This window comes from Peribacillus sp. NPDC055009, assembly GCF_053608705.1.
The window spans coordinates 100,518-126,067 of record NZ_JBSGVZ010000004.1 but is presented as its reverse complement, the minus strand read 5'-3'; the positions used below and the strand labels follow the sequence as shown (position 1 = coordinate 126,067).

The 25,550-nt window shown below is 42.3% G+C and carries 26 protein-coding genes and 1 other annotated feature; of the genes, 2 read left to right on the top strand and 24 right to left on the bottom strand.

Annotation, left to right across the window (positions count from 1 at the left end):
• Nucleotides 1–363 precede the first annotated feature (363 nt).
• Nucleotides 364–1,050, top strand: a complete 687-nt coding sequence (vrrA, locus tag ACWF5P_RS08850; protein WP_452444809.1) for a VrrA/YqfQ family protein — start codon at nucleotides 364–366, stop codon at nucleotides 1,048–1,050.
• Nucleotides 1,051–1,176: 126 nt separating this feature from the next.
• Nucleotides 1,177–2,121 (top strand): 4-hydroxy-3-methylbut-2-enyl diphosphate reductase, encoded by a 945-nt coding sequence (locus ACWF5P_RS08845; RefSeq protein ID WP_101222589.1) that lies wholly within the window; start codon nucleotides 1,177–1,179, stop codon nucleotides 2,119–2,121.
• A 47-nt stretch (nucleotides 2,122–2,168) separates the two neighbouring features.
• Here the strand turns inward: ACWF5P_RS08845 and ACWF5P_RS08840 are convergent, their stop codons facing one another.
• The 24 genes from ACWF5P_RS08840 to ACWF5P_RS08725 all read right to left on the bottom strand — a co-directional run bounded on the left by ACWF5P_RS08840 (nucleotide 2,169) and on the right by ACWF5P_RS08725 (nucleotide 25,454).
• The gene (locus ACWF5P_RS08840; RefSeq protein ID WP_452444808.1) at nucleotides 2,169–3,287 is read right to left on the bottom strand and encodes a Nif3-like dinuclear metal center hexameric protein; all 1,119 of its coding nucleotides are present in this window, start codon (nucleotides 3,285–3,287) and stop codon (nucleotides 2,169–2,171) included.
• Nucleotides 3,284–3,991 carry a tRNA (adenine(22)-N(1))-methyltransferase gene (locus ACWF5P_RS08835; protein WP_101223467.1) on the bottom strand — a complete coding sequence of 236 codons (708 nt, stop codon included), beginning with the start codon at nucleotides 3,989–3,991 and terminating at the stop codon, nucleotides 3,284–3,286. The genes ACWF5P_RS08840 and ACWF5P_RS08835 overlap by 4 nt, the downstream gene beginning before the upstream one ends.
• Nucleotides 3,992–4,205: 214 nt before the next feature.
• Nucleotides 4,206–4,574, bottom strand: a complete 369-nt coding sequence (cccA, locus tag ACWF5P_RS08830; protein ID WP_101222591.1) for a cytochrome c550 — start codon at nucleotides 4,572–4,574, stop codon at nucleotides 4,206–4,208.
• Nucleotides 4,575–4,793: 219 nt separating this feature from the next.
• Nucleotides 4,794–5,330 carry a hypothetical protein gene (locus ACWF5P_RS08825; RefSeq protein ID WP_452444807.1) on the bottom strand — a complete coding sequence of 179 codons (537 nt, stop codon included), beginning with the start codon at nucleotides 5,328–5,330 and terminating at the stop codon, nucleotides 4,794–4,796.
• A gap of 170 nt (nucleotides 5,331–5,500) precedes the next feature.
• Complete coding sequence (gene rpoD / locus ACWF5P_RS08820) at nucleotides 5,501–6,634, bottom strand: RNA polymerase sigma factor RpoD (RefSeq protein WP_034308477.1); 1,134 nt, start codon at nucleotides 6,632–6,634, stop codon at nucleotides 5,501–5,503.
• Nucleotides 6,635–6,669: 35 nt separating this feature from the next.
• Nucleotides 6,670–8,475: a DNA primase gene (gene dnaG / locus ACWF5P_RS08815; protein ID WP_101223468.1), complete on the bottom strand. Its 1,806-nt coding sequence runs from the start codon at nucleotides 8,473–8,475 to the stop codon at nucleotides 6,670–6,672.
• 51 nt (nucleotides 8,476–8,526) lie between these two features.
• Nucleotides 8,527–8,982: a YaiI/YqxD family protein gene (locus ACWF5P_RS08810; RefSeq protein ID WP_101223469.1), complete on the bottom strand. Its 456-nt coding sequence runs from the start codon at nucleotides 8,980–8,982 to the stop codon at nucleotides 8,527–8,529.
• 512 nt (nucleotides 8,983–9,494) lie between these two features.
• Nucleotides 9,495–10,304, bottom strand: coding sequence for a pyruvate, water dikinase regulatory protein (locus ACWF5P_RS08805; RefSeq protein WP_101223470.1), 810 nt, complete (start codon nucleotides 10,302–10,304; stop codon nucleotides 9,495–9,497).
• A gap of 28 nt (nucleotides 10,305–10,332) precedes the next feature.
• Nucleotides 10,333–10,971: a helix-turn-helix transcriptional regulator gene (locus ACWF5P_RS08800; RefSeq protein WP_034308483.1), complete on the bottom strand. Its 639-nt coding sequence runs from the start codon at nucleotides 10,969–10,971 to the stop codon at nucleotides 10,333–10,335.
• A 160-nt stretch (nucleotides 10,972–11,131) separates the two neighbouring features.
• Complete coding sequence (glyS, locus tag ACWF5P_RS08795; RefSeq protein ID WP_260358103.1) at nucleotides 11,132–13,201, bottom strand: glycine--tRNA ligase subunit beta; 2,070 nt, start codon at nucleotides 13,199–13,201, stop codon at nucleotides 11,132–11,134.
• On the bottom strand, nucleotides 13,188–14,084 hold the full coding sequence (gene glyQ, locus ACWF5P_RS08790; protein WP_034308488.1) for a glycine--tRNA ligase subunit alpha: 897 nt from the start codon (nucleotides 14,082–14,084) through the stop codon (nucleotides 13,188–13,190). Before glyQ ends, glyS begins: the two co-directional genes overlap by 14 nt.
• A 97-nt stretch (nucleotides 14,085–14,181) precedes the next feature.
• Nucleotides 14,182–14,358 (bottom strand) — a binding site (T-box leader).
• A 58-nt stretch (nucleotides 14,359–14,416) separates the two neighbouring features.
• Nucleotides 14,417–15,169, bottom strand: coding sequence for a DNA repair protein RecO (gene recO / locus ACWF5P_RS08785; RefSeq protein WP_101222595.1), 753 nt, complete (start codon nucleotides 15,167–15,169; stop codon nucleotides 14,417–14,419).
• Nucleotides 15,170–15,202: 33 nt separating this feature from the next.
• Nucleotides 15,203–15,346, bottom strand: coding sequence for a YqzL family protein (locus ACWF5P_RS08780; protein ID WP_101222596.1), 144 nt, complete (start codon nucleotides 15,344–15,346; stop codon nucleotides 15,203–15,205).
• Nucleotides 15,347–15,445: 99 nt separating this feature from the next.
• Complete coding sequence (gene era, locus ACWF5P_RS08775; protein ID WP_101222597.1) at nucleotides 15,446–16,375, bottom strand: GTPase Era; 930 nt, start codon at nucleotides 16,373–16,375, stop codon at nucleotides 15,446–15,448.
• Nucleotides 16,368–16,766 (bottom strand): cytidine deaminase, encoded by a 399-nt coding sequence (locus ACWF5P_RS08770; RefSeq protein WP_101222598.1) that lies wholly within the window; start codon nucleotides 16,764–16,766, stop codon nucleotides 16,368–16,370. Before ACWF5P_RS08770 ends, era begins: the two co-directional genes overlap by 8 nt.
• Nucleotides 16,767–16,805: 39 nt before the next feature.
• Entirely contained in the window at nucleotides 16,806–17,183 is a 378-nt protein-coding gene (locus ACWF5P_RS08765) for a diacylglycerol kinase family protein (protein ID WP_137019114.1), read from the bottom strand.
• Nucleotides 17,161–17,637 (bottom strand): rRNA maturation RNase YbeY, encoded by a 477-nt coding sequence (gene ybeY / locus ACWF5P_RS08760; protein WP_101222600.1) that lies wholly within the window; start codon nucleotides 17,635–17,637, stop codon nucleotides 17,161–17,163. The genes ACWF5P_RS08765 and ybeY overlap by 23 nt, the downstream gene beginning before the upstream one ends.
• The gene (locus ACWF5P_RS08755) at nucleotides 17,634–19,808 is read right to left on the bottom strand and encodes an HD family phosphohydrolase (RefSeq protein ID WP_101222601.1); all 2,175 of its coding nucleotides are present in this window, start codon (nucleotides 19,806–19,808) and stop codon (nucleotides 17,634–17,636) included. Before ACWF5P_RS08755 ends, ybeY begins: the two co-directional genes overlap by 4 nt.
• A gap of 190 nt (nucleotides 19,809–19,998) precedes the next feature.
• Nucleotides 19,999–20,961 carry a PhoH family protein gene (locus ACWF5P_RS08750; RefSeq protein WP_434167409.1) on the bottom strand — a complete coding sequence of 321 codons (963 nt, stop codon included), beginning with the start codon at nucleotides 20,959–20,961 and terminating at the stop codon, nucleotides 19,999–20,001.
• 3 nt (nucleotides 20,962–20,964) lie between these two features.
• Nucleotides 20,965–22,152 carry a sporulation protein YqfD gene (gene yqfD / locus ACWF5P_RS08745; RefSeq protein WP_434167410.1) on the bottom strand — a complete coding sequence of 396 codons (1,188 nt, stop codon included), beginning with the start codon at nucleotides 22,150–22,152 and terminating at the stop codon, nucleotides 20,965–20,967.
• A gap of 15 nt (nucleotides 22,153–22,167) precedes the next feature.
• Complete coding sequence (gene yqfC, locus ACWF5P_RS08740) at nucleotides 22,168–22,452, bottom strand: sporulation protein YqfC (RefSeq protein ID WP_034308511.1); 285 nt, start codon at nucleotides 22,450–22,452, stop codon at nucleotides 22,168–22,170.
• A gap of 125 nt (nucleotides 22,453–22,577) precedes the next feature.
• On the bottom strand, nucleotides 22,578–23,072 hold the full coding sequence (locus tag ACWF5P_RS08735) for a hypothetical protein (RefSeq protein WP_260358109.1): 495 nt from the start codon (nucleotides 23,070–23,072) through the stop codon (nucleotides 22,578–22,580).
• Between the two features lie 22 nt (nucleotides 23,073–23,094).
• A complete protein-coding gene (gene floA, locus ACWF5P_RS08730) occupies nucleotides 23,095–24,084 on the bottom strand; it encodes a flotillin-like protein FloA (protein WP_402899859.1) in 990 nt (329 codons plus the stop codon).
• A gap of 50 nt (nucleotides 24,085–24,134) precedes the next feature.
• Complete coding sequence (locus tag ACWF5P_RS08725) at nucleotides 24,135–25,454, bottom strand: NfeD family protein (RefSeq protein ID WP_397315433.1); 1,320 nt, start codon at nucleotides 25,452–25,454, stop codon at nucleotides 24,135–24,137.
• Between the last annotated feature and the right edge of the window lie 96 nt (nucleotides 25,455–25,550).

Below are 25,550 nucleotides of genomic sequence, written 5' to 3'. Positions count from 1 at the left end.
AACGAGCTAGGCGCTGAAGCTGGATTACACAAAAAGCGCAAGCGCCTGGGTTGCTCGTGAAGAAAATAGGGATTGACCCATATTGGGGCAGGCCATCTACTTTTTTCAATGGACCCATTTACTTAACAAAAGCGCAAGCGCTGAGGTTTTCTCTTAAAATGGACTCTTGCAAACGAAAAGCCCCTGTCCTGGTCATAGCGTATCCCCCGCAGACATGGAGCTAAAAGACTACCGTTACCATCTTACCTTCTTTCCGGTTACTTCACAACTGCCCAGTCACTCTTTCCTCAAACCTTTTTTGTCGAGTTGCATAATTTATATAGAAGATTACACCAGCATATAAAATCTGAGGAGGTGAAACCTATGTTCCCAAATAGAAATCGTCAACCCGGACCCGGTTTTCAGCCACCCAATGGCCGAAGGATGCAGCAGCACCCTGCTCCATTGAGACAGTCACCGCAAATCCCCCACCCTTATCAGCAGATGCAGCGGCCGATGGTACAAAACAGAGGGCAGATGCCACAGGGACCTCAAGGTTTCCGAGGTCCCTTCAACCAACCGCAGCGGCAGGAGATGCCGCCAGCGAAGAAAGAAGGGTTATTGTCAAAAATACTCGGTAAGTCAAAACAAAAAGCAGCTGCGCCAAATTTATTTGCGCCAGCCGGTACCTCTAATCAAAGTTCTTCAAGAAGCAGCGGAGGCGGTATACTTGAAACATTAAAAAACCCAGAGTCCCTTAATAACATGCTTTCCAACACGCAAAAAGTATTGCAAGCGGCGGAACAATTCACACCTATGGTGGAACAATACGGACCAGTGATTAAAAACCTGCCTTCCATGTGGAAAGTTTTCCGGAGCATTTCATCAGCCGGTGATAACGAGGATCAGGGAGTTTCCGTTGAAAGCGAGCCAAATGTTGAGGTACAAAAAAACAGTGTGGTACAAACGGATTCGAAGAAAAAAGAAAAAGCTAAAGAAGCTAACCCTATCGCCCAAGTCCATACCGAAACCAAAAGGGAGAGGTCATCCGGTCCAAAGCTTTATATCTAAAGGCTGCAAAAAATTTACCAATAACTGATTTTATGTAAATATGATGTTTTGTAATATCATCTATGGTCTTATATAATAGAAAGGTATAAAAAGTGAGAGTTTCTTGCCTTGAAGGAGGACACATAGATGAAAGTGATTAAAATTTCCCCGCGCGGCTATTGTTATGGCGTTGTCGATGCCATGGTCATCGCCCGTAATGCGGCTTTAGATAAAACCTTGCCACGTCCCATTTACATTTTAGGAATGATTGTGCATAACAAACATGTGACGGATGCGTTTGAAGAAGAAGGCATCATCACGCTGGACGGCAGCAACCGCAACGATATCATCGAACAGGTGGACAGCGGAACCGTCATCTTTACTGCTCACGGCGTTTCACCTGAGATCAGGAAGATCGCCGAGAAAAAAGGTCTTGTTACGCTTGATGCTACATGTCCCGATGTTACCGCAACACATGACTTAATTCGGGAAAAACAAGCGGAAGGCTATCAAATCATTTATATTGGCAAAAAAGGCCATCCGGAACCAGAGGGTGCTGTCGGAGTTGCTCCTGATGTAGTTCACCTGGTTCAAAAGGATGAAGATGTGGAAGCCTTGACTTTGAATAGTGATAAGATCATTGTTACCAATCAAACAACGATGAGCCAATGGGATGTATTGGATATCATGGATAAGGTCAAGGAAAAGTTTCCACATGCAGAAGTCCATAAGGAAATTTGTTTAGCGACACAGGTTCGCCAAGAAGCGGTTGCCGAGCAAGCTGGTGAAGCTGATGTTTTAATCGTAGTCGGAGACCCCAAGAGTAATAATTCAAACCGCCTTGCACAAGTTTCCCAAGAGATTGCCGGCACGAGCGCTTATCGGATCGCTGACATTTCCGAGCTGAATCTTGAATGGCTAAAAGATGCAGAAACGGTTGCCGTCACTTCAGGGGCTTCCACACCAACTCCGATCACGAAGGAAGTTATCGCATTTCTAGAGCAATATGAAGCAAGTGATGAATCGACTTGGAATACCGAAAAGAAAACGCCATTGCATAAAATTTTACCTAAAATTAAAGTGAAGAAATGATTTCACAAAAAAAAGGCAGCCACTAATGGCTGCCTTTTTCGTGTTATTTAAATGAATTGGAAAGGGTCTGTATTCAGCCGGGATGGAATGAATTCCACATCGTAGCTCTTTTCGCGGCACATTTTTTCAAGGATTCGTGCCACCCCTTTTTTCATCACCTTTTCAACATTGTGGCCTGGATCCACGATATTCAATCCAAGCATCATCGCGTCATGCGCTGTATGGTAATACATGTCACCCGTAACGTATACATCAGCTCCCTTGAACTTCGCTGTTGTAAAGTATTTATTGCCGTCTCCGCCCAACACTGCCACTTTTTTGATTAGGCTTTGCAAATCTCCAACGACACGCACCTTTTCAACATCAAGTGTCCGCTTCACATGTTCGGAAAATTGTTCAAGTGTCATTTCTTCAGGAAGTACACCGATCTTCCCTAAGCCAAGAGACTCCCCTTTATTCTCCAGTTTATATATATCATGAGCAACTTCCTCATATGGATGGGCTTTGATCATCGCAGATAGCACTTTCTTTTCGATATTTTCCGGGAATATCGTTTCGACTCGCATTTCAGCTACTTCTTCAAGCTTTCCTTGGGAGCCAATTACCGGCTCACTGCCATCACCTGGCAAGAAGCGTCCGGTACCTTCCCCGGAAAACGAACAATTGCTGTAATTCCCGATCGCTCCGGCCCCTGCCTTACCTAGGGCTTCCCTCACCTTTTGTGCATCGGTCTTTGGAACATATACGACCAATTTCTTTAGAGTTGTCTCGGTAGTTGGAATCAATACTTCTGTGTCCTGCAATTGCAGCGCTTCGGCAAGTAAATCATTTACTCCGCCCCTAGCGACATCCAAATTGGTATGCGCAGCATAAACAGCGATATCATGTTTGATCAGCTTTTCGATGATGCGGCCTCCAGCAGTGTTTGTATCGATCCTTTTCAATGGTCGGTAAATAAGCGGATGATGGGCGATGATCAATTCCGCGCCATGTTCTATCGCTTCGTCTACAACCTCTTCCAGCACATCAAGGGCAATCAGCACTTTAGTAACCGGCTTATTGAGCTGACCGACATGCAGCCCGATCGGATCTCCCTCCATCGCATAATGCTTTGGGGAGAATTGTTCAAACGTTTCAATGATTTTGTGACCATTCACTGTCTTCACCCTTTAAGCACCTCCTCAATTACGGAAATTTGGGATTTTAATTCATTGCGCTTCGTTTCCAGTCCGCTTCTTCCGCTTTCATCCAATTGTTCGATAATTCTCTCCAAATGTTTTTTCTCTAGCTGCCATTTTTTTATGAAAATGTCACTGAATTGCTCTCTTAAGTATGGACCGAACGTGAGGCCTGCTTGCTTGTTTATCAGATAAGGGCGGAGCGGGTCCCCTTTTTCGGCAATTAAGATTTCATAGATTTTCCCATCTTCTTCAAGGATTTCCTCTCCAATAAGTTCCCAGCCGTTTTCCATTAGCCAGCTGCGAACATTCGCTGCACCGACATTTGGCTGAAGGATAAGCCTTTCTGCCCTGCCAAGTTTCCCTTTTCCACTTTCCAATATACTTGATATTAAAGTCCCTCCCATGCCTGCAATCGTAATGCAAGTCGCTTCATCAGGCTTCAATACTTCAAGCCCGTCTCCTTTACGGACCTCTATCTTGTCCCCAAGCCCCGTCATTGCAACTTGCTTGCGTGCTGACTGATATGGCCCTTCTACAACTTCGCCGGCTATTGCACTGTCACACAAGCCGTTAGTCACAGCATAGCACGGCAAATAAGCATGATCGGAACCTATATCTGCAAGGATGCTTCCTTTTGGTATATGTATGGCAACACGTTCTAATCTCATCGATAGTTTTTCATGATTCATATTTATCAACTCTCTTAATTCAAATAATTTCTTACTATAATTAGTTTCCCATTCGATTATACCAAGTTCAATCGAAAAATTACAGAAAGGAGAAAGGACTCTTTCTATCAGTGGGCAGAAGAAACTTTCCATCTGGAATCTTCCTTTTCTGAATAAATGAAAAACTGACTCAAAAAGTTCGCTTTCCAACGATTTCTTGAGTCAGTTTCATGAATTATTTCAGTCCATGAATATATTCGGCCATGGCGTCAATGTTCTGTTCTTCGACTAAACCTGGTGGCATTGCACCTCGTCCATTCGTGATCACTTCTTTGACCTCGTCCACCGATAGACGATCGCCAACACCTTTTAGGGCAGGCCCGACGCCGCCTTGATAGGCGTCACCATGACATGAGATACAGTTTTGCTTATAGATGTCCTCAGGTGATGCTGAGGCACTTTCTGTTTCTTCTGTCTTTTCGCCGCCCTCTTTTTCCTTAGCAAGATCTTTGGCATCACCCAAACCTTTAAACGAAAGTAAAAACATAAGTCCAATACCAAAAACCATGATAATAATAAAAGGCATTACTGGATTGCGATTCATAGTATTTCCTCCCCTATGTAGAACCTAAACTTACCATATTTAATATTATATACAAACAGCTATATATTATTTTACTTGAAAAGAGTTTCAAGTAAAAGCCCAAAAATAGAAGATATTATATAATTTCTTAAAATTGTCAAAAACTTATGTATATTTCCAAACAGTTTTACTTTTTCTTACATATATTTCATAATACCCTAAAATCACTAATTAAAACCGCTAGAATGTCCTAAAAAAAAAGTAAAGAGTGACCATTGCTCCCAGGCCTCCCCCTATGGAAAAATGGAGCAGCTTCAGTTTTTTGCCCATTAAAATCCAAAGTCCGCAATTAATGAACAGGAAAATATAAAGGATACTCACTTGACCAGGTGCCATGAATTCGGCAAAACTGACTGTTAATAAAAGCAAAGATAGCGCCATTCCCATCAAGGCCATTTGAAAAATGATTTTCCTGCCGGCAAAGTGGCGGGCTCCCAGCCCAAAGACAAGAATTGAAATTGTTGTCATAAGCATTTGCATTCTTATGGGTATTTCAGTAAAATAATTCAAAAATACAATAAATGCAAAAAGGGCCCCAATCAACAACCCGGAAAAGATGTCGTTTTTTACGCTCCCGGATTTAGCCGAATTGGGTGGCGGCAGTTCGCCTTGACAGTATAATGCAAGCAGATAATTACAATATTGCTCCGGAAGCATACGACTTTCCTTCCAGGAGTTTATTTCTTGAATGATGATTTTCTTTCTCATCTCATCCATGAATCTCACATCCTCATGATGATCATTTCTTTTTATGACTTAGCTTTCAAATTTTTTTACAGTGTATTGGTAATTATTGTTTTTATAGGATATTTTTACATCGGAACTAAAAAAAAGAGCCGCTCCCGAACGCTGGGCATTCAAAGAGGGCTCTGTGAAGGGCATATATTCTATTCCAGGAAATCTTTCAAGCGTTTGCTGCGGCTTGGATGTCTCAGTTTACGAAGCGCCTTCGCTTCGATTTGACGGATACGCTCGCGGGTGACCCCAAATACTTTCCCTACCTCTTCAAGAGTGCGGGTGCGGCCATCATCAAGTCCAAAGCGGAGTCTCAAGACGTTCTCTTCACGGTCAGTAAGAGTATCCAATACATCTTCAAGCTGTTCTTTCAATAGTTCATATGCTGCATGCTCCGATGGAGAAGTTGCATCCTGATCTTCAATGAAATCACCTAAATGTGAATCGTCTTCTTCTCCTATTGGCGTTTCCAATGAAACCGGTTCCTGAGCTATTTTCAAGATTTCACGAACTTTTTCAGGTGTTAAGTCCATATCCTCCGCAATTTCTTCCGGAGAAGGTTCACGTCCTAAATCCTGAAGAAGCTGTCTTTGGACACGGATCAATTTATTGATGGTTTCCACCATATGCACCGGTATCCGGATCGTCCTTGCTTGGTCGGCAATCGCACGGGTTATCGCTTGGCGAATCCACCATGTTGCATACGTACTGAATTTGAATCCCTTGCGGTAATCAAATTTCTCGACTGCTTTGATAAGTCCCATATTACCTTCCTGAATCAAATCAAGGAAAAGCATTCCGCGTCCGACATAGCGCTTGGCGATACTGACAACAAGACGAAGGTTAGCTTCTGCCAAACGGCGTTTCGCTTCTTCATCCCCATCTTCGATTCTCGTCGCCAGAGAGATTTCCTCTTCTGCCGATAAAAGGTCTACCCGACCAATTTCCTTTAAGTACATGCGTACTGGGTCATTGATTTTAACGCCAGGAGGAACACTTAAATCATTTAAGTCAAACTCTTCTTCTTTTGCAAGCTTCTTCTCATCCGGATCATCTTCATCCTCGTCCTCCTCACCATCAGTGAGTATTTCGACGCCGTTTTCTGCTAACACCTCATAGAACTCATCCATTTGATCGGAATCCAATTCAAAACCGCCAATCATTTCAGCGATTTTTTCTAAAGTCAAAGAGCCTCGTTTTTTACCTAGCTCTAGTAATTTTTCTTTCACCTGTTCAAGGCTAAATTCATTATCAACTTGTTTGGAACGTGCTGGTTTTTCAGCCATTAGTTCCCCTCCTTCCAGGACTTACACCTAAACGACTACAACATTTTACGCAATTTAATGATTTCCATGGCAATTTTTGCAGCAGTGACATAATCACTTCGCCTAACTGCATCTTTTTCTTCAACTTGTTTTTCTTTTATCTTTAACAATTTTTCATATTTCAACACTTGATTTATGCAATCGGTCAGTTCTTTATCGGTAACTTCCTCATTCACTGACATCATTTCTATTTCCGAAACGATCCTTCTCAAGTTTGGATCCGGTAAATAAGTAAGGAAAAAGCTTGTATCCGGTTCGTGTCCATCTTCATAGAACGCATATAAATAGGTGATGATTGCCTGATGTTCATCTACATGAAAAACCGTTTGTCCAAGCAATTGCTGAATTTTGAAGGTCATATCCCTGCTCTTTAGCATATGGGCGATCAACTTCATTTCAGCATTATGGTGAGCAGGCTTTAACTTATGCTCATATTGCAGGGACATTTGCTTTTGGGCTGCTGGCTGCGGCAGTGTCCCCTTCTTGCGTTCCGTAAAGAACACCTGACGCTGCTGCTGTTCCAGCGCATCCAATGATAGGGAAAATTCAGAGGATAGCTGCCGAAGATAATGATCCCTCTCCACTGCATTGGGCAATCGTGAAATTTCTTTAAGGACTTCTTCGATATATTGAATTCGATCTCCTTCATTATTTACATTTTTCCCTCGACGCAAATAATGCATTTTGAATGCCATGTAGGTTAAACTGGCCCCTATTACTTCAGAAACAAAGCTTTTTTCACCGAATTCCTTTATGTAGTCATCGGGGTCCAAGTTATCAGGCATGAGAGCGACTTTCACGGAAAACTCATGGTCCTGTAGCATATTAACTGCACGATTGGCAGCGTTTAATCCCGCTGAGTCCGAATCGTAGCATATAAGTATCTGGTCAGTATTTCTTTTTAAAAGCTGGATATGCTGGTCCGTCAGGGCAGTACCCATTGTAGCGACCGCATTCTCCACACCTGCGCCAACAGCTGAAATGCAATCGGCAAAGCCTTCAAAAATGACTGCTTGTTCTTTCTTTCGTATGTGTGGTCTTGCATGATGGAAATTATATAAAGTTTTACTTTTATTAAAGATTGGCGTTTCAGGACTATTCAAATATTTGGGCTCATCGTCCCCCATCGCTCTTCCTGAAAATGCAATCGTATTTCCTTGATGATCCATAATTGGAAACATGACTCTATTTCTGAAACGGTCAAAATATGACTCGTCTTTTTCCCTGTAAATAATAAGCCCTGCCTGCTCCATGTATTCCGCTGGAAAACCGCGTTTTAAAAGAAACTTGGACACGAAATCCCATGAATCCAAAGAGTAGCCAATTTGGAACTTTTCTATAGTCTCTTCAGTAAACCCGCGTTTAAGTAAATATTCGAGAGCATCCTGCCCCTCTTTCGTATTAACGAGGAGATGATGATAAAACTTCCTCAGCAGGTCATGTGCCTCGACCATTTGCTGCGAGCCTGCCGGCATGTTAGAACGCTTGGAATCCTTATTGATTTCAACATCCAAAGGAACATTTCCTTTTTCGGCTAAAACTTTTGCAGATTCCACAAAGCTGTAGCCTTCTATATCCATTAAGAAGGTAAAGATATTTCCCCCTGCCCCGCAACCAAAACAGTGAAAGATTTGTTTTTCCGTTGAAACGGAAAACGAGGGCGAGTTTTCACCATGAAAAGGACATAGGCCAAAGTAATTGCGCCCCTGCTTCTTTAACTGGACATACTCCCCAATTAAATCAACAATGTCAACAGCTTCGCGAATTTGATTAATTTTCTCATCTTCTATACGGCCATTTATCATTTTTCCACCTTGCAATATTGGTGATAGTTTTTAATTCGATACTGTTTTCTAATTCCCTGCAAAGTTCGACAATGTTTTCAAAAGTTTATTTGTGAAACATGCACGATCTTCCTTCGTGAATGCTTTCGGCCCTTTTGTATGCTTACCCTGCCTGCGGAGTTTCGCCGACTGATAGCGCATATCCAAGAGCATGAAAATATTCTCGTCAGTGTATTCTTTTCCCCTTGGCGAAAGGACATAAACGTTTTTAGGAAGCAGGGTCCCAGCTAAACCAATATCTGCAGTAACGACAATATCACCCTTTTTTACTGAGTTTACTATATAAAGATCTGCCGCTTCTTTGTCTGCATCGACATATACCCATTTACCTTCAGGGTTATTCATCATATTTTTATATGATGCAACAAAACAGACTTCAACATCGTGCAAACTTGCACAATGAAGGATTTCGTCTTTCACCGGGCATGCATCGGCATCGACGTGTATCGTGGGTTTATTATTCATACCTTCTAATTCTACATCTTTCTGCATAATCCTTTTTCTCCCCTAAACTTTATGAAGATATGGTGAATTTTCAGCATTGATCCAGAGGGTTTCCTCTAAAAGAGCACACATAATTCTTCAAGGAATACCTGTTCATTTAAGTGAAAGCGGATCTTTTGCCTTGAAAAAGACCAGCCCCTCCTGAATTATACGGAACATGTCGAATTATTTTTATGATAAAAACCTTGACATCTCATTAACCTTTAGTTTATTCCTTATTAATTAAGTCTAAACCTTAAGATTACTTTTTTCTCACAATTTTTTATTATAGTCTATTTGATTAGAAGATGCCAACATTTAAATTCCGAATTTGTTTTCATGCAAATCAAAGGATTTACAGTTGGAAACAAAGAGAAATTTTATGTAATTATTTTGAACTTATTCTTTTTATTCCCTATTGAACCTTGGCATTAAAAGGTGAGCTGACACATAAAGTGCCTAGCTCACCTTTTGATTTGCCTTAATTATAAGGATTAACGGTTTTTGTTTTGAAGGATATTGATTATCAAATTGGCTGTTTCTTCAACAGCTTTATTGGTTACATCAATAATAGGACAGTTCAACCTTGATATGATTGTATCAAAGTATGTCAATTCTTCTTTTATACGCTCCACATTTGCATAAATCGCATGATCATTAAGCCCAAGCGACTTTAATCGTTCTTTACGAATATGGTTCAGCTTTTCCGGACTGATCTTTAAACCAATGCATTTTTCAGGAGGTACCAGGAACAGCTCTTCTGGAGGTTCCACTTCAGGCACTAAAGGTACGTTAGCCACCTTATAGCGTTTGTGGGCTAAATACTGTGATAACGGCGTTTTTGAAGTGCGTGAAACACCGACAAGGACGATATCAGCACGTAATATGCCCCGAGGGTCACGTCCATCATCATATTTTACTGCAAATTCAATGGCTTCCACACGCTTGAAATAGTCATCATCCAGCTTTCTTACAAGACCAGGTTCATTAAGCGGCCCTTTTGGCGCCCTTTCCTCAAGGATGTCCATGAGCGGCCCTAAAATGTCATAAGCAGACAGGTTTTCTTTCTCGACCTGTGCTTTCATATACGCTCTAATAGCTGGCTTCACAAGAGTATAAGCAATGATTGCCCCATCCAACTTAGCCAGTGATATCACTTCATCCACGTTTTGTTCATCTTCAATATACGGAATTCTCTTTATGGAAAATGCAGATCCCGAGAACTGGCTTGCAGCGGCTTTTGTAACCAATTCCGCTGTTTCCCCTACCGAATCCGATACAACATATATAATAGAACCGTTCATATTCTCCGTCATTCCTTTTGCAAGCCCCCTAATAGCCTTCATCAGCCAAAGCTACGAATGCTTTCGTAATATTGGTTTTTGTAATTCTTCCAATTACTTCATAGCCTTTTTCTGTGTCCTTGACGACCGGTAATGAGTCGATTTGTTTATCAATCAATTTCTTGGCCACATCAATCAAAAGGTCTTCTTTTGAACACATTGTAATATTGGGCATCCTAGTCATGATGATATTGACTGGAATGGAGTTAAGCTCTTGTTTCCCAATACTCGCACGCAACAAGTCTTTCCTTGATAAGACACCAACAAGCAATGCATGCTTATCGACCACGAACATTGTTCCGACATCTTCCAAAAACATCATGACGATTGCATCATATACGGAAATGCCCTCGTCAACAACGACGGGTATCGATTGGTAGTCTCGTACATAAAGATGGTTAAGGCTATCGGTCAAAAGCTGTGTACCTGACCTGCCTGTATAAAAATACCCCACTCGCGGCCTGGCATCAAGAAAACCTGCCATCGTTAAAATGGCTAGATCTGGACGAAGTGTCGCCCTGGTAAGGTTCAATCTATCCGCAATATGTTCTCCAGTAATCGGTCCGTTTTCTTTTACAATTTGTAAAATTTGCTCCTGACGCTTATTCAATTGGATTATAATCACCACCCCACTGCTTTCGCAGAGTAAAGTAACAAAAGTTATTCATTTAATAATTATATACTAAATTATTTAATAAGGGCATTTTTGTCCTATTTATTGACCATTATCTTTTTAAGAAATCGGAAACCCTATTTAAAGTGTTTCCGATTTCCATACATCCCTTCGATCATGTAAGGATGATTTTATTCATGGCAGCAAAACCAGCAACCAAATCACTGATTTCCTTCATTAAGGATAAACGGTTATTACGGATTGCTTCATCATCTGCCATGACCATTGTATTCTCGAAATACGACTCTATTTCCGATTGAAGCGAAACAAGCTGTTCAAACCGCTCATTCTCATCTCTAGATTCCATATAACGGATTGCCACTTTTTTATATTTTACATATAACGCATTTTCTTGATCATTTTCAAAGGCAGAAGGATCAACTGTCACCTTATTGTCACATTTAACGGCAATGTTCATGACCCGACTTAATGCTTCCAGGCTTTCCTTAAACCCTGCTTCGTCCTTTTTAGCATCCAAGACATGTGCACGTTCCACGATAGAGTGGATATAACCGATCTCATTGAACAGAACTGCATCAATCAAATCGTAACGGATTTGCTGTTCTTGAAGCAGGTGTTTGACACGCGCTTTAAAGAATGTGAACATATCCGCTTTAACTTCTTCAAGATCACGATTTAAGATGCCTTTTGATTCCAGTCCTTTAAGGCCTAAAACAATAAGCTCCTCTAGTGAAATATTCCATTTCTTCTCCGCTAGGATTTGGACGACACCGCTCGCCTGCCTTCTTAATGCGTAAGGATCCTGGGAACCGGTCGGAATGACGCCAATAGCGAAGAATGAAGACAAAGTATCAATTTTTTCAGCTAAACTCACAACCGCACCAATGACTGAAGGCGGTACATTGTCATCCGCATGTCTTGGCATATAATGTTCATTGATAGCCGCGGCCACTTCTTTGGCTTCACCTTTTAAGAGCGCATATTTTTCACCCATATACCCTTGCAATTCAGGGAATTCATAAACCATTTGACTCACCAAATCGAACTTGGCAATTGCCGCTGTCCGAAGCGCCATTTCTTTTTCCGCCTTTAAATTCAAAGCATCCGCAAGGTCACCCGTCAGAGCAGTTACCCGGGCAGTTTTCTCGGCTAATGTACCGATTTCTTCATGATAAACGATGCTGTCAAGCTTTTTCAAAGCATCCGAAATCTCTTTTTTCTGATCCTCTTTATAGAAGAATGCTGCATCAGATAGGCGGGCACGCAATACTTTTTCATTACCTTTAGAAACCTTATCCAAATGGCGGTCATCGCCGTTACGCACGGTTACAAAGTGAGCAAGCAGTTTCCCGTCCTGATCTTTAACAGGGAAATAACGTTGATGTTCCTTCATCGATGTGATAAGCACCTCAGCTGGGAGCTCAAGGAATTCTTCTTCAAAATTTCCAAATAACACCGTTGGATACTCTACCAAATTATTGACTTCTTCAAGCAGATCTTCATCGACTGGGATGATCCAGCCTTTCTCCTGCTCAAGCTCTTTAATCTGATCCAATATAACTTGCCGGCGTTTATCTGGATTCGCCATAACAAATTGTTCTTTTAGCGTATCTTCGTACAGTTCCGGCAGTTCGATGCTAGCGCTATCGCCCAAGAAACGGTGTCCTTTTGTTTCACGGCCCGTTTCCACATCAGCAATGCTGAATGGCACAATGTCATTGCCGAATAAGGCAATCAGCCATTTAATCGGACGGACGAAGCGGAGCTCCTGATTGGCCCAACGCATATTTTTCGGAAACGTCATGCCGCTGATGATTTCAGCAAGCTCAGATAAAAGCTGAACGGTCTGCTGTCCTTTTATGAATTTATTCACATGGACATATTCCACACCCTTGAGTTCTTTAAAATAAATGTCCTCTGAAGTCATTCCTTGACCCCTGACGAATCCCAATGCCGCTTTAGACCAGTTGCCTTCGCTGTCCAAAGCGATTTTCTTAGCCGGGCCTTTTGCTTCTTCTTCGATATCCTTTTGGGACTCTTCCACGTCTTTCACCAGTACGGCCAAACGTCTTGGTGTGGAAAAGGCTTCAACCGTTCCGAATTCAATCGCTTTTTCCTTTAGCCATTGCTGCACCTTATCTGACAACTGTTTCATTGATGCTGTCACAAAACGGGCAGGCAGCTCTTCCAATCCAATCTCCAATAACAAATCACGCTTGCTCATTTGTATTCTCCCCTTTCACTTTCAGAATCGGGAAGCCTAATTTTTCCCGCTCTTCATAGAAGGTCTTGGCAACCTTGCGCGCTAGGTTACGGCACCGGGCAATATAACCCGTTCTTTCCGTCACCGAGATGGCACCTTTGGCATCCAAAAGGTTAAATGTATGTGAACATTTCAAAACATAATCATATGCGGGATGTACAAGACCTTCTTCCATTTGGCGATGCGCTTCCTTTTCATACATCGTGAAAAGCTGAAACAGCATATCAAGGTCGGAGGTTTCGAACGTATATTTCGAATGTTCGTATTCCGGCTGTCCAAATATATCCCGAACTGTGAATCCATCTGTCCATTCCAGGTCAAATACGTTTTCCTTATCTTGAATGTATGAAGCGAGACGTTCGATCCCGTATGTAATTTCCACGGAAACCGGCTTGCACTCAAGACCGCCCACTTGTTGGAAATATGTAAATTGCGTTATTTCCATTCCATCAAGCCACACTTCCCAACCGAGACCGGCACACCCTAGTGATGGGTTTTCCCAGTTGTCCTCCACAAAGCGAATATCATGCTCAAGCGGATTTATCCCTAAAGCGCGTAAAGAATCCAAATATAATTCTTGGATATTGTCAGGCGACGGCTTCATGATCACTTGGAACTGATGGTGCTGATACAGTCGGTTAGGGTTCTCACCATAACGACCGTCAGCAGGACGGCGTGATGGCTCCACGTAAGCAACGCTCCAAGGCTCCGGTCCAATGGCTCTCAGGAACGTGTATGGGCTCATCGTTCCTGCCCCTTTCTCGACATCATAAGCATTCATCAATATGCAGCCTTGTTCAGACCAATGCTTTTGTAACGTTAAAATCATATTTTGAATATTCATCGTACACCTCCAGGTTATTTAAAACGGCTCTTTTTAAAATCAGGTCGGAACCCATCACATTTGGGCAAACAAAAAACTCCCGTCCCTATGCGAAATGCATAGGGACGAGAGTATACCCGCGGTTCCACCCTAATTGCCGTTTATAAAACGGCCTCTTTTCAAAGCAACATGCTCCGGAAACGCCCTTCCCTGTAAATCCATATCCCGGCTTCCACCGTCCCGGGTTCGCTTTTTATGGAGAATGACAGATACTCTTTTCCATCAACGCAATCTTCTTATTTTGATGTTTAGAATTTTATACAAACTAACAAGGAATGTCAATAGGTCAGATCCTAAAACATATCTTTCATCGTATCAATCTGATTCAGGAACTTTTTTGATTTCAAGTTCAGACCTGAATATTCCTCATAATAAGCATCGATGATCTTTCGCAGTTCTTTTTTCGTTTCAGGCTTGACGGAAATGTTTCCGAGCCTTGATAAATCGAAATAATAAAAGATTCGCAGCAATTTTACAGCTGCAGCTGAAATTTTATAATGATAAGGGTCTTTCCCCAGGCAGCGGTGACAGATAAAGCCCGCTTCCCGAAGCGAGAAGGAGAATTCCCCTTCCGTTTCACCACATACAGCACATTGATTCAGCACTGGGTTAATCCCATTGACGGGCAGCATCTTCATTTCAAAAATGAATTTCAATACCTCTGCGTCATATTCTTCGTTTATGTAATGCAAGGTTTGCGAAAGCAACTCATACAAATATGGATTCGGTTTCTTATCCTCGACACTTTTATCAAGCAATTCAACAATATAAGAAGCATAAGCAGTGGCAAAAAGATCCTCCCTTATGAAACGGAGTGAATCGACCATTTCGCCTTGCTGAAGACTTCCGAGTCCGGTTGATGTAGTTACAAGAAAATACCCGGAGCAAAAAAGCTGTGTGACTGCAGAAAGCCTGCTGTTAGGTTTACTGGCCCCTCTAGCCATAACGCCGATTTTTCCTAGCTCACGGGTATATATAGTAATGATTTTGTTATTTTCTCCATATGCAGTTCGCCTTATGACAATGCCCTCACATTTTTGGAGCATACCAAGACACCACCCATGCTCGCCAAGGCTAACCTATGAAACGGGAAAATCAATTTCTGCTAGCTCATCATTCAATACCAAGTGTCTTTCCTGTCTTTCGACTTCTATCTCCTTAAACAGCAAATAGGTGTCCACATTACCTGTTTCAGAGAATAATTCCCAGGTAAAATCCAACATATAAAGCCCACCTTTCATTTTTAACTAGCAATATGAATATCCGACCATATGATTAGCTTGACCGTTTTCCGAACTTTCATGACGCGTAAATTTTGTTAATTAATACTCGCTCTCATTGAAGCCATAATCACGAAGTTGGCTTGCTTTATTACGCCAATCTTTCTGCACCTTCACCCACAGTTCCAGGAAAACCTTTGAGCCCAATAAGTTTTCGATATCCACTCTGGCACGGCTACCGACTTCTTTAAGCATTTTCCCTTGCTTTCCGATGACAATGCCTTTTTGTGAATCACGTTCGACAACGATCGTCGCCATGACATTAATGGTGTCGCTGTTATCCATTTTTTTAATCGAATCGATGACAACAGCCACCGAATGCGGAATTTCTTCCCGTGTAAGGTGCAGAACCTTCTCGCGGACCAATTCGGAAATGATAAAACGTTCCGGGTGGTCGGTCACTTGGTCAGCAGGATAAAACTGGGGACCTTCAGGCAGATGTTCCTTGATTTGCTCAAGCAGTGTATCAACGTTATTTCCTTCAAGCGCAGAAATCGGAACGACTGCCGCAAAAGGGTAAAGCTGTTGGTATTTTTCAATGATCGGAAGTAAATCATCCGGATGCATCGCATCGATTTTGTTTACAACCAGGAAAACAGGCGTTTTTACGGATTGAAGTTTTTCAATGATAAACTCGTCACCGCGTCCGTATCCTTCAGTCGCATTGATCATGAAGAGAATCAAATCGACTTCCTTCAATGTATTCGTGGCCACTTTCATCATGAAATCACCAAGCTTATGCTTTGGTTTATGAATGCCGGGTGTATCGATGAAAATCATTTGTGAATCGTTTTGCGTAAGTACACCTTGGACCTTATTTCTTGTAGTTTGCGGTTTATCGCTCATAATGGCGATCTTTTGGCCGATGACCCGATTCAGAAATGTACTCTTCCCAACATTAGGTCGTCCAATAATCGAAATGAAACCTGATTTGTAATCTTTTACTTGTGTATCATTAAATAATTTATCCATTCAAATCCTCCGGTGAAAAAGCTCCTGGAAGCAATTCCTGTACTGTTAATTCTTTTATATCCCCATTTAAGTTGGTCAAAACAACCGGCATATCCTTTTCGCACAGTTCTGAAATAACCTGCCTGCATGCCCCGCATGGAGCAACGGGACCGTCGGTATCTGCCACGACTGCAAGTTTAACGAATTTTTTATCGTCATGGGCATAAGCACTGAATAAAGCTGTCCTCTCGGCGCAATTACACATGCTGTATGCTGCATTTTCTATATTACAACCATGATAGACCTTTCCATCAGCGGTTAAAAGGGCTGCCCCCACCTTAAATTTGGAGTAAGGCACATAAGCTTTATCCCTTGCTTTTTTAGCTTCCTCAATCAATTCCTTTGTATTCAATTCACATCTTCCTTTCAAATTGAGTACCATTTCGGCAACCTACAGGCCAAACTTGGGCAAAAATATAATCAATCCAACTATTATAGAAAATATAGCATATATGAATACAGCTCCGGCTGCAATATCTTTTGCCTGCTTGGCAAGCGGATGGATTTGATCCGTTACCAGGTCCACTACCCTTTCAATCGCTGAATTAACGAGCTCCAAGGTAATCGTGCCGGCTATGGCCGCTAAAATGAAAAGCCACTCCATCCCATTCAATGAGAAGTACCAACCAAAGAATACGACGATGACCGTTAACACGAAATGAATCTTGATATTGCGTTCAGTCCGAACAGCCTCCAAAATTCCCTGACAGGCAAAAGAGAAACTTTTTAGTAAAGGATACCTTTTTTTACCCTTCTCTTGAAAGTCCATATTCTTCCAAGATCTCCTTTTGTTTTGTGAACATCACTTTTTCATCTTCTTCATTCATATGGTCAAATCCTAATAAGTGAAGAAAACCATGCAGAGCTAAAAATCCAAGTTCCCGGTCAAATGAATGACCATATTCTTCAGCCTGTTCCTTCGTGCGTTCAATGGAAATGATGATATCCCCTAACATGCGGGGCATTTCGGCCCCGACAATTTCCACTTCATCTTCTCCCATTTCTTCAAGTGCAAAAGAAATGACATCTGTAGCTGAATCTTTATTACGATATTCTTTATTGATTTCCCGAATCCTATCATTGTCAACAAATGTAACAGACAGCTCGGTGTCTTTTTCAATGTTTTCTTTTCTTGCCGCAAATTGCAGAATGCTTTCAACAAGATGCTGAGCTTCCTCCGTTACTTCGTTCGTTTCATCCATTAAATCGATAGCTAAAATCATTCTTTCACCTTCTGTCCTAATTTATCCGACTCCGGATATTCAATCCTGGAGTGGAAGATACCATTAAGCGATTCACATAAGGAATGCTTCACGATACTCAATTCTCTCATAGTAATGTCACATTCATCAAATTGACCATCAGAAATCCTGTCCTGAATGATGAAACTTACCAGTTCTTCAATCTTCTCCGGCGTTGGGTGCTTCATCGATCTCACTGCAGCTTCCACACTATCGGCTATGCCGATGACGGCTACTTCCTTCATTACCGCCCTCGGTCCGGGATACCGGTAGTCCGCTTCGAGTGTGGACTCATCCTGTTTTTTTGCCTTATGGTAGAAAAATTTCAATAAAGTGGTCCCATGATGCTGCTCTGCAATATCCACAATCTCTTTCGGGAATTTGTGACTGCGAAGCATCTCCCCGCCGTCTACGGCATGGGCAATGATGATATCCCTGCTCGTTTCCGGCTGCAGCCGATCATGCGGGTTCTCTTCATTCATCTGATTTTCGATGAAGAAATGCGGCCGCTTCGTTTTACCGATATCATGATAATAACTGCCGACCCTTGCCAGCAATCCATTCGACCCGATGGCTTCACAAGCCGATTCCGCCAAATTGGCGACCATCACGCTATGATGATATGTCCCGGGAGCCTCTATCAAGATCCTTCGAAGTAATGGATGATTGGGATTCGCTAGCTCGATAAGCTTAATCGATGATAAAATCCCGAAACCAGCCTCGAAAAACGGCAACAGACCCATTGTCAAAACGGCTGCACCCACTCCAGAACCCATCGCAGCAGCAGCATAATACAAGTACTCCATTCTAGTATATTGGCTGTCCATAATGAAGATGAGCGAAAAAACAAATGCCATATTGATTAGAGCCAATAGCAGCCCTGCTACCAGCACCTTTGATTTGAAATTTGGCCTGGATAAAATGATGATTGCCGTCAATCCCCCGAAAATGATATAAAGCCCCATCGAGAAATCCAGATTTCCAGGTGTATCACCATTGAATATAATCGTACCATACGAACCTAACAATATGATCATCGCTACCGCTAACCTATCATTCAATAATATCTTGATGAGCATCGCCGCCATGGCACCCGGGAAAATGTATTCCAAGTTCGAGTTTTTCAGGTCTGCGAGAATGCTGACTGTTTTCATGGTAGCCATTGAAAGGATGAAGACAAGACTGAAGATCAATAACTGATTGTACTTGTTATCCTTTTTGGAAATGGAATAGTAGAAAAAGTAATAAAAAGCGGCAAAAGTCAGGACTATGAATAACAGCAGGCCGATATACGGGTAAATGGTAGACTCCGTATTTAAGAAGCCCGCCAATTCAAGCTGCCTATAAACATCCCTGTCCACTAATTGATTTTCTTCAACGATGATCTGACCTTGAAGGATCCTGATCGGCTCTACGCTTTCAACCGCTTTCCTGCGCTGTTCCTCGGTTTTGTCCTTATCGAAAAATACATTCTGAATGATTGCCGTACGCGCAAGGGAAGTGGAGGCTTTTTTCATATCGCCGCTGATGCTCATATAGCCCAATTCCTCTACAACCTTTTTCTTGGCATTTTCGACGTCACTTGCTGCGATTCGGGAGCTCATCACATTATTCACGGCTGTAATGGTTGAATCCTTCGCTATTTTCAACTCATCTTCATCAGCCTGCACTAATGCAAGGAAAACGGATTCCTCGATATTTTTATTCACTTCATCGGTCAATTTTTCTTTTAATATGGAAACTTTTTGAGCATCCGTCTTTATTGTCTCTTTTTTATCCTCTTTTTCCTCATCTTCTTTATGATCTTCATCGGGTTGCGTTTCTTTATTCACCTCTATCGCTGAATCGAAAATGGATGAAATCAGATCGACTTTATTTTTTGCATATTCTTTTTTTAGAGAATAAACATCCGCCACCTGTTTTGAAATCTCTTCTTTTTCCTGTTCCGTCTTATAGGTATCTTCCACAGTCTTGGTTGAACGGATCGTTTGTTCAGCAGGCTTAAACAGCTCTACCTGGACCCTTTCCGGCTTAACATTGGAGAACATTAACACATAAGCAAACAAACCAAGAATGATGAACAATAGCACTTGAAAAAAGCGATGGACCAACAGCCCTTTTATTTGAGTGAAAAATTTCTGGATACGATTCAAGGAAGGTCCTCCTAATAAAAATGATGTTTATTATTCTAGATATGTAAAATCATAACAGTTTTTATGTGAATTTTCACCTTCGTATTGATAAATGTAAAGCTTCCTTCATTCCATATCCACTTTTTTACCATAAAGTTTGTAATTTAGACACATCAAGAAAAATCCGCCGATTGAAATGGCGGATTTCTTCTTATGACTTCGCCTGCTCGTAAGCAGTAATGATTTTGGCGACAAGCGGATGTCTTACAACATCACTTTGTTCAAAATAAACAAAGGAAAGGCCTTTAACATTCTTCAAGATCTCTTCTACCCTGACAAGACCTGACTTCATGCCTTTTGGAAGGTCAATTTGGGTCCGATCTCCCGTAATGACCATTTTCGATCCGAAACCAAGCCTGGTCAAGAACATCTTCATTTGGGCTTCCGTCGTATTCTGGGCTTCATCCAATATGACAAAGGCATCTTCAAGCGTACGGCCCCTCATATAAGCCAGAGGAGCTATTTCGATCGTTCCGCGCTCTATCATCCTCTGCGTCTGTTCCATCCCTAGAAGGTCATGGAGAGCGTCATACAGCGGACGTAGATAAGGATCTACCTTTTCCTTCAGATCACCAGGCAGAAAACCAAGACTTTCCCCGGCTTCGACGGCAGGCCGTGTCAGGATGATCCGTTTAACATGTCCATTTTTCAATGCATTGATGGCCATCACTACAGCTAGATAGGTCTTCCCGGTTCCGGCAGGCCCAATTCCAAATACAAGGTCTTGTTTCTTTATTGCCTGGATATAATATCTCTGCCCGATTGTTTTGACTTTAATGGATTTCCCCTTAGCCGTTTTTGCGATTTCCTCATCATATAATTCGCCGAAATACTCCAATGTGCCTTTTCTTGCCAATTCAATTGCATAAAGCACATCTCTGGAACTGATTGCAATTCCTTTTCTGACCACTGTCAATAATACCTTGAGGATTTCCTCCCCCATCGTTACCCGCTCGATATCCCCGGCAACACTCACCGCTTCACCTCGGGTTATGACGGAAATGCCTAGCTCCTCTTCGAGCACTTTTACATTTGAATCTCCATTGCCCAATAAAGCGATCGCTTCATTAGGTGATTCTATTTCTAGCTTAATTACTTTCACATCATCTGCCATTCGTTAGTCTCCTTGAATGATTGGCTGTCCAATCGCTATATCTTCAATAACTTGGTAATGTATAGATAATTTTACTTTACCATTCTCCATGCTTTCGTGCAAAATTTTTTCTTCGACGATTTCATCTTCCTCTTCCAAATGCTTTTTCAATTCAGCTTTAGCCATTTTCCTGCCTTCCTCCACGGCTTCTTTCTCTGTATAACTTCGTACAATATCTTCCTTGCTCCTAAAGGTCACTTGTTTATAGGAAATGGGCAGTTCCCATTGAAGAAAGTGAAACGGCCTCATTGTCGTTTCTTTTTCCTGTTTTTCATATCCCGGATCCTTGAAACCCCATACCGGAAGGGAAAAGCCCCCCATTTTTAAAAAGTGCCTGCTTTTTTCATCTCCGTTAAAAACAGAAAACTTGGTTTTTAACGGTACTTCCACTTTCGCTTTATACCACGTTTTCCCTTTTATTACTCCTTGTGCGGATACAATTTCCTGTTTATCCTCTTTTCCAATCCATCCTGAAACAAGAAGCTGTCCCTTTCCTACATAATCATTCACATTAACAATAGATTGTCCTTTTTCAACGAACATATCAGTGATGATCGCTTTTTTAGAAGCTACCAAATTCTGCGGAGATGTTTTCTCGACCTCTTTAGGCTGCCGTTTTTCTACAACCCGAAAATGGTATGTCGTTCCCTTCAGCTCTACCCCTACCCATGTCAATGCACCGATCCGGTCCGACAGCTTACGCTGAATCGTATCCACATCATCAACAAAGAATTGCACTTTACCGATCTTCACGCCCATCTTGTCCAATTCTTTCCGGATGGCATGCTCGGTTGCCGGTTTGGCATCTTGAACCTCGATGCCCCATACCATATTGGAAAGTACGAATATGCATAGCAGGAAAGCGATCATCCCCGCTAAAAACCCGCTGTTTTTCATGACTCTCTTCAATAGGAAAGGGAAACCCTTTCCCTGCATGAACTTTACTTTACAATCGCTCTTACGCATGACCTGACGGAGTTTTGGGATATCCCTGATATCCATATGGAAAATCAGGGATTCACTTCCGACACGCTTCACTTCCCAGATATGAAGCCCCCTTCTCGTCAGCATATTGATCAGCCGTTCTGCACCTTTGCCATAAGCCTTCACCTTTACATAGCCTGTATAATAGTTTGTCCATTGGTTTTTCATGGAGACCTCCCGAGATCATTCATTGATAAAATAAACCTTATCAATTTTGCCTTCGAGCATGATTTCTTCCGGCAAAATCGTCTTTATGACAAAGGCATTTCCCTTTATCAGCAACTGCCCATTTTTCAGCATCAATCGCACTTCGCTGTCTGTAAAAGCCAATAAGCCACGATGGTTTTCAATATAAATATGTAATTGTCCGATCATTGTAATTCGCGGCAGGTCCATCATGACATCTTGCGGAAGGTCCATTGTTTTGGTCATAAGCTGTTTCACTTTTTTTCCCCAATTGCGTGCCATAAAAAAGAACCCCCTTTCATCTCAATGTATGAAATGAAAGAGGGTTCTAGCACAAAATTATAAGGGAATAAAAGTCTATTTTTTCAGGCTTTTAATGACGGGCTTAAAAAAGCCCAGTCTCTGAATCACCTTCTGGATCTATGAAGACTTCTCTTCGCCCTTGGCGGTCCCAGCACTTCTGACATGATGATGCCATCAATCAGCTGTTTTTTGCCAAAAGACGGTCCTTTGCGATAGACCGGACTGTTTTTATCAGAAATCGTTGATGTAAGTTGATCTGCTTTCGCTTTTTGATATAAACGCTCTTGATCGTACTTCTGCTGAAGCCGTCTAAGCTCGGTAATCCTTTTGTTCGCTTCGTTCTTCGTCTCATCGATCACTTCAACAGCCTGTGCTGCCTGCTGTTCGACTTTCCTTACGGGAGGAGGTGCATGCTTTTGCTGCTGATTTCCTTGCGGCATTTCACCTTGAAGCTCCCGCATGACCTCCTGCCATTTCTTTTTCGGAGGCGTGCCAGGATCTTGAGTCTGCTTTTTCTTTCCTAACATGGACGTTAAAACACCGATCAAGACAATGATAAGGAATGGGTTCTCGAGAAAGAAATCAATAAAACCTCCCATTTAAAGACCTTCCTTCCCTGACCTAATTATTATTATGGTTATTGTTGTTATCTTTTGGATTTTCGGATATTTTACTGATGGAATCGCGCATATCAGTGTCAGCCGTGATATTTTGGATATTCATATAATCCATCACTCCAAGGTTTCCGCTTTTCAGTGCATCAGCCATGGCCAACGGAACTTCGGCTTCGGATTGAACAACCTTCGCTCTCATTTCCTGAACACGGGCAACCATTTCCTGTTCAAGTGCAACAGCCATCGCACGGCGTTCCTCGGCCTTTGCCTGGGCTATCTTTTTATCAGCTTCGGCTTGGTCAGTCTGTAATATGGCCCCGATATTTTTACCGATATCCACTTCAGCGATATCAATGGAAAGTATTTCGAATGCCGTTCCTGAATCCAACCCTTTTGATAAAACCGTTCGTGAAATCAAATCGGGGTGTTCCAGTACATCCGTATGCATTTTCGAAGCACCGATCGTCGATACGATCCCTTCGCCTACACGGGCAATGATCGTCTCTTCACCGGCACCACCGACCAAGCGTTCAATATTGGCTCGCACCGTAATCCTTGCCTTCGCTTTCACTTCAATACCATTCATCGCCACACCAGAGATGAACGGGGTTTCAATCACTTTCGGGTTAACACTCATTTGAACGGCTTCCAATACATCACGGCCGGCAAGGTCAATAGCTGCACCCCGTTCGAAAGGTAACGTGATATTGGCTCGCTCTGCAGCAATTAATGCATTCACCACTCGATCGACATTACCGCCTGCAAGGTAATGGCTCTCCAATTGATTCGTCGAAACATTGATTCCAGCCTTATGGGCCTTGATAAGTGGATTGACAACCCTGCTTGGTATAACACGGCGAAGCCTCATTCCAACTAATGTAAATATGCTGATTTTGACTCCTGCCGCTAAAGCGGAAATCCATAGCATTACTGGTACGAATGTGAAAAATACTGCCAATACGATGATAGCAGCAATCACTGCCAGTACAATAAATATCGTTCCTGAAGTTATCACTTAATGATTCATCCTTCCTGTATCTTTTAATTTTAATTTGAATCCGGTATTTCCCGGACGACTACCCTTGATCCTTCTACTTTCACGATAACGATTGATGAACCTTTGGAAATAAAGCTTCCTTCGGTCACGACATCCACTCTTTCTTCTTTGACCAAAGCAGTTCCTGAAGGCCTCAAATCTGTAAGGGCCTTCCCTTCAACACCTAATAAATCCAAACGATTCGGATTGCTGACATACCCTTGTTCCGTTTTTGTTGCATCGGTTAATATCATTTTCCTGAAAAATTTCATCTGTTTTCCAAACACCTTTACAAGTAGGATGAATACCAAAATGGATACGGTGACCGCAATTAGCAAGGATATCGTCATATGGACCGGATCTCCTGTCGCGAGGAATAGACTCCCCACTATCGCTGTAAATCCGAGCAGCCCGATAATCCCCCCTGGGATAAAAAATTCAATGAGTACGAGAATGACCCCAATGATGAACATCGCTAACGATTCGTATCCGGTGATACCGGCGACAAGATGACCATAGAAGAATAAAACAAGACTGGTGATTCCAATGACCCCCGGAATTCCAAAACCGGGTGAAAACAATTCCATCACAATCCCGATTCCCGCTATCGTTAATAAAATGGGTACGACGATCGGGTTGGTCAAAAAGCGGGCAAGTTTCTCAGGAAAGCTTTCTTCGATTGACCGAATATCAGCATCCTCAACTCCAAGTATACTATACAGCTCCGCTTTCCCAGAGACGGTGCCTTCACTATATCCAGCCTTTTTGGCCTGCTCGGCTGTAAATGTCAGCAACTTTCCTTTTTCCGCTCCATATTCGGGTAGATCGATGTCAACATCCGCCATCGCCTGGGCGTAAATGGGATCACGTCCATTTTGTTCTGCAGCAGTCTTCATGGCTGCTAACCAATAAGATTGCGCTTTCTTACCTGCAGCGTTCCCTGTAGAATCAATTACAGCGGCAGATCCCATGGTGGCACTCGGAACCATATAGATCTCATCTGCACTTAGAGAAATGTATGCCCCTGCAGATAAGGCCCTGTTATTGACGTAGGCAACTGTCTTGATTGGTGAATCGGACAGTAACTTTGCAATTTCCCCTGCTGCATCCACAGCACCTCCAGGAGTATTCACCTCGAAAACGACAAGGTCTGCATCAGCTGCTTCAGCAGTGGTAAGCGCGCGTTCCAAAAATGCCGAGAGTCCCTTTTCCACCGTTTCTTCTATTGGTACATGGTAAACGATCTTCTCGTTTGCAGATACCGTCGATCCCCCAAAAGAAGACATGGTGAACAGCAATCCAAATAAGAGTACAGATAAATAACGCCAAATTTTCAACGGAACGCCCCCTTTCCCGCATTAAACGCGGTAAGTGCCTCCAATATTCAGGAGGAAAACCTACCAGTAAATTCAGCACTCAACTAAATT

Coding starts and splice junctions, on each gene's coding strand:
- era (WP_101222597.1), bottom strand. CDS start 16,375: ATGGATAAATTATTTAATGATACACAAGTAAAAGATTACAAATCAGGT.
- rpoD (WP_034308477.1), bottom strand. CDS start 6,634: ATGGCTGAAAAACCAGCACGTTCCAAACAAGTTGATAATGAATTTAGC.
- ACWF5P_RS08750 (WP_434167409.1), bottom strand. CDS start 20,961: ATGGCAGATGATGTGAAAGTAATTAAGCTAGAAATAGAATCACCTAAT.
- ACWF5P_RS08735 (WP_260358109.1), bottom strand. CDS start 23,072: ATGGGAGGTTTTATTGATTTCTTTCTCGAGAACCCATTCCTTATCATT.
- ACWF5P_RS08805 (WP_101223470.1), bottom strand. CDS start 10,304: ATGAACGGTTCTATTATATATGTTGTATCGGATTCGGTAGGGGAAACA.
- glyS (WP_260358103.1), bottom strand. CDS start 13,201: ATGAGCAAGCGTGATTTGTTATTGGAGATTGGATTGGAAGAGCTGCCT.
- glyQ (WP_034308488.1), bottom strand. CDS start 14,084: ATGAATATTCAAAATATGATTTTAACGTTACAAAAGCATTGGTCTGAA.
- vrrA (WP_452444809.1), top strand. CDS start 364: ATGTTCCCAAATAGAAATCGTCAACCCGGACCCGGTTTTCAGCCACCC.
- recO (WP_101222595.1), bottom strand. CDS start 15,169: ATGCTCCAAAAATGTGAGGGCATTGTCATAAGGCGAACTGCATATGGA.
- ACWF5P_RS08780 (WP_101222596.1), bottom strand. CDS start 15,346: ATGTTGGATTTTACCTGGGAATTATTCTCTGAAACAGGTAATGTGGAC.
- ACWF5P_RS08810 (WP_101223469.1), bottom strand. CDS start 8,982: ATGAATAATAAACCCACGATACACGTCGATGCCGATGCATGCCCGGTG.
- yqfC (WP_034308511.1), bottom strand. CDS start 22,452: ATGGCACGCAATTGGGGAAAAAAAGTGAAACAGCTTATGACCAAAACA.
- ACWF5P_RS08845 (WP_101222589.1), top strand. CDS start 1,177: ATGAAAGTGATTAAAATTTCCCCGCGCGGCTATTGTTATGGCGTTGTC.
- ACWF5P_RS08835 (WP_101223467.1), bottom strand. CDS start 3,991: ATGAATCATGAAAAACTATCGATGAGATTAGAACGTGTTGCCATACAT.
- ybeY (WP_101222600.1), bottom strand. CDS start 17,637: ATGATTTTAGCTATCGATTTAATGGATGAAACGAACGAAGTAACGGAG.
- cccA (WP_101222591.1), bottom strand. CDS start 4,574: ATGAATCGCAATCCAGTAATGCCTTTTATTATTATCATGGTTTTTGGT.
- ACWF5P_RS08825 (WP_452444807.1), bottom strand. CDS start 5,330: ATGGATGAGATGAGAAAGAAAATCATCATTCAAGAAATAAACTCCTGG.
- ACWF5P_RS08765 (WP_137019114.1), bottom strand. CDS start 17,183: ATGGACTTTCAAGAGAAGGGTAAAAAAAGGTATCCTTTACTAAAAAGT.
- yqfD (WP_434167410.1), bottom strand. CDS start 22,152: ATGAAAAACCAATGGACAAACTATTATACAGGCTATGTAAAGGTGAAG.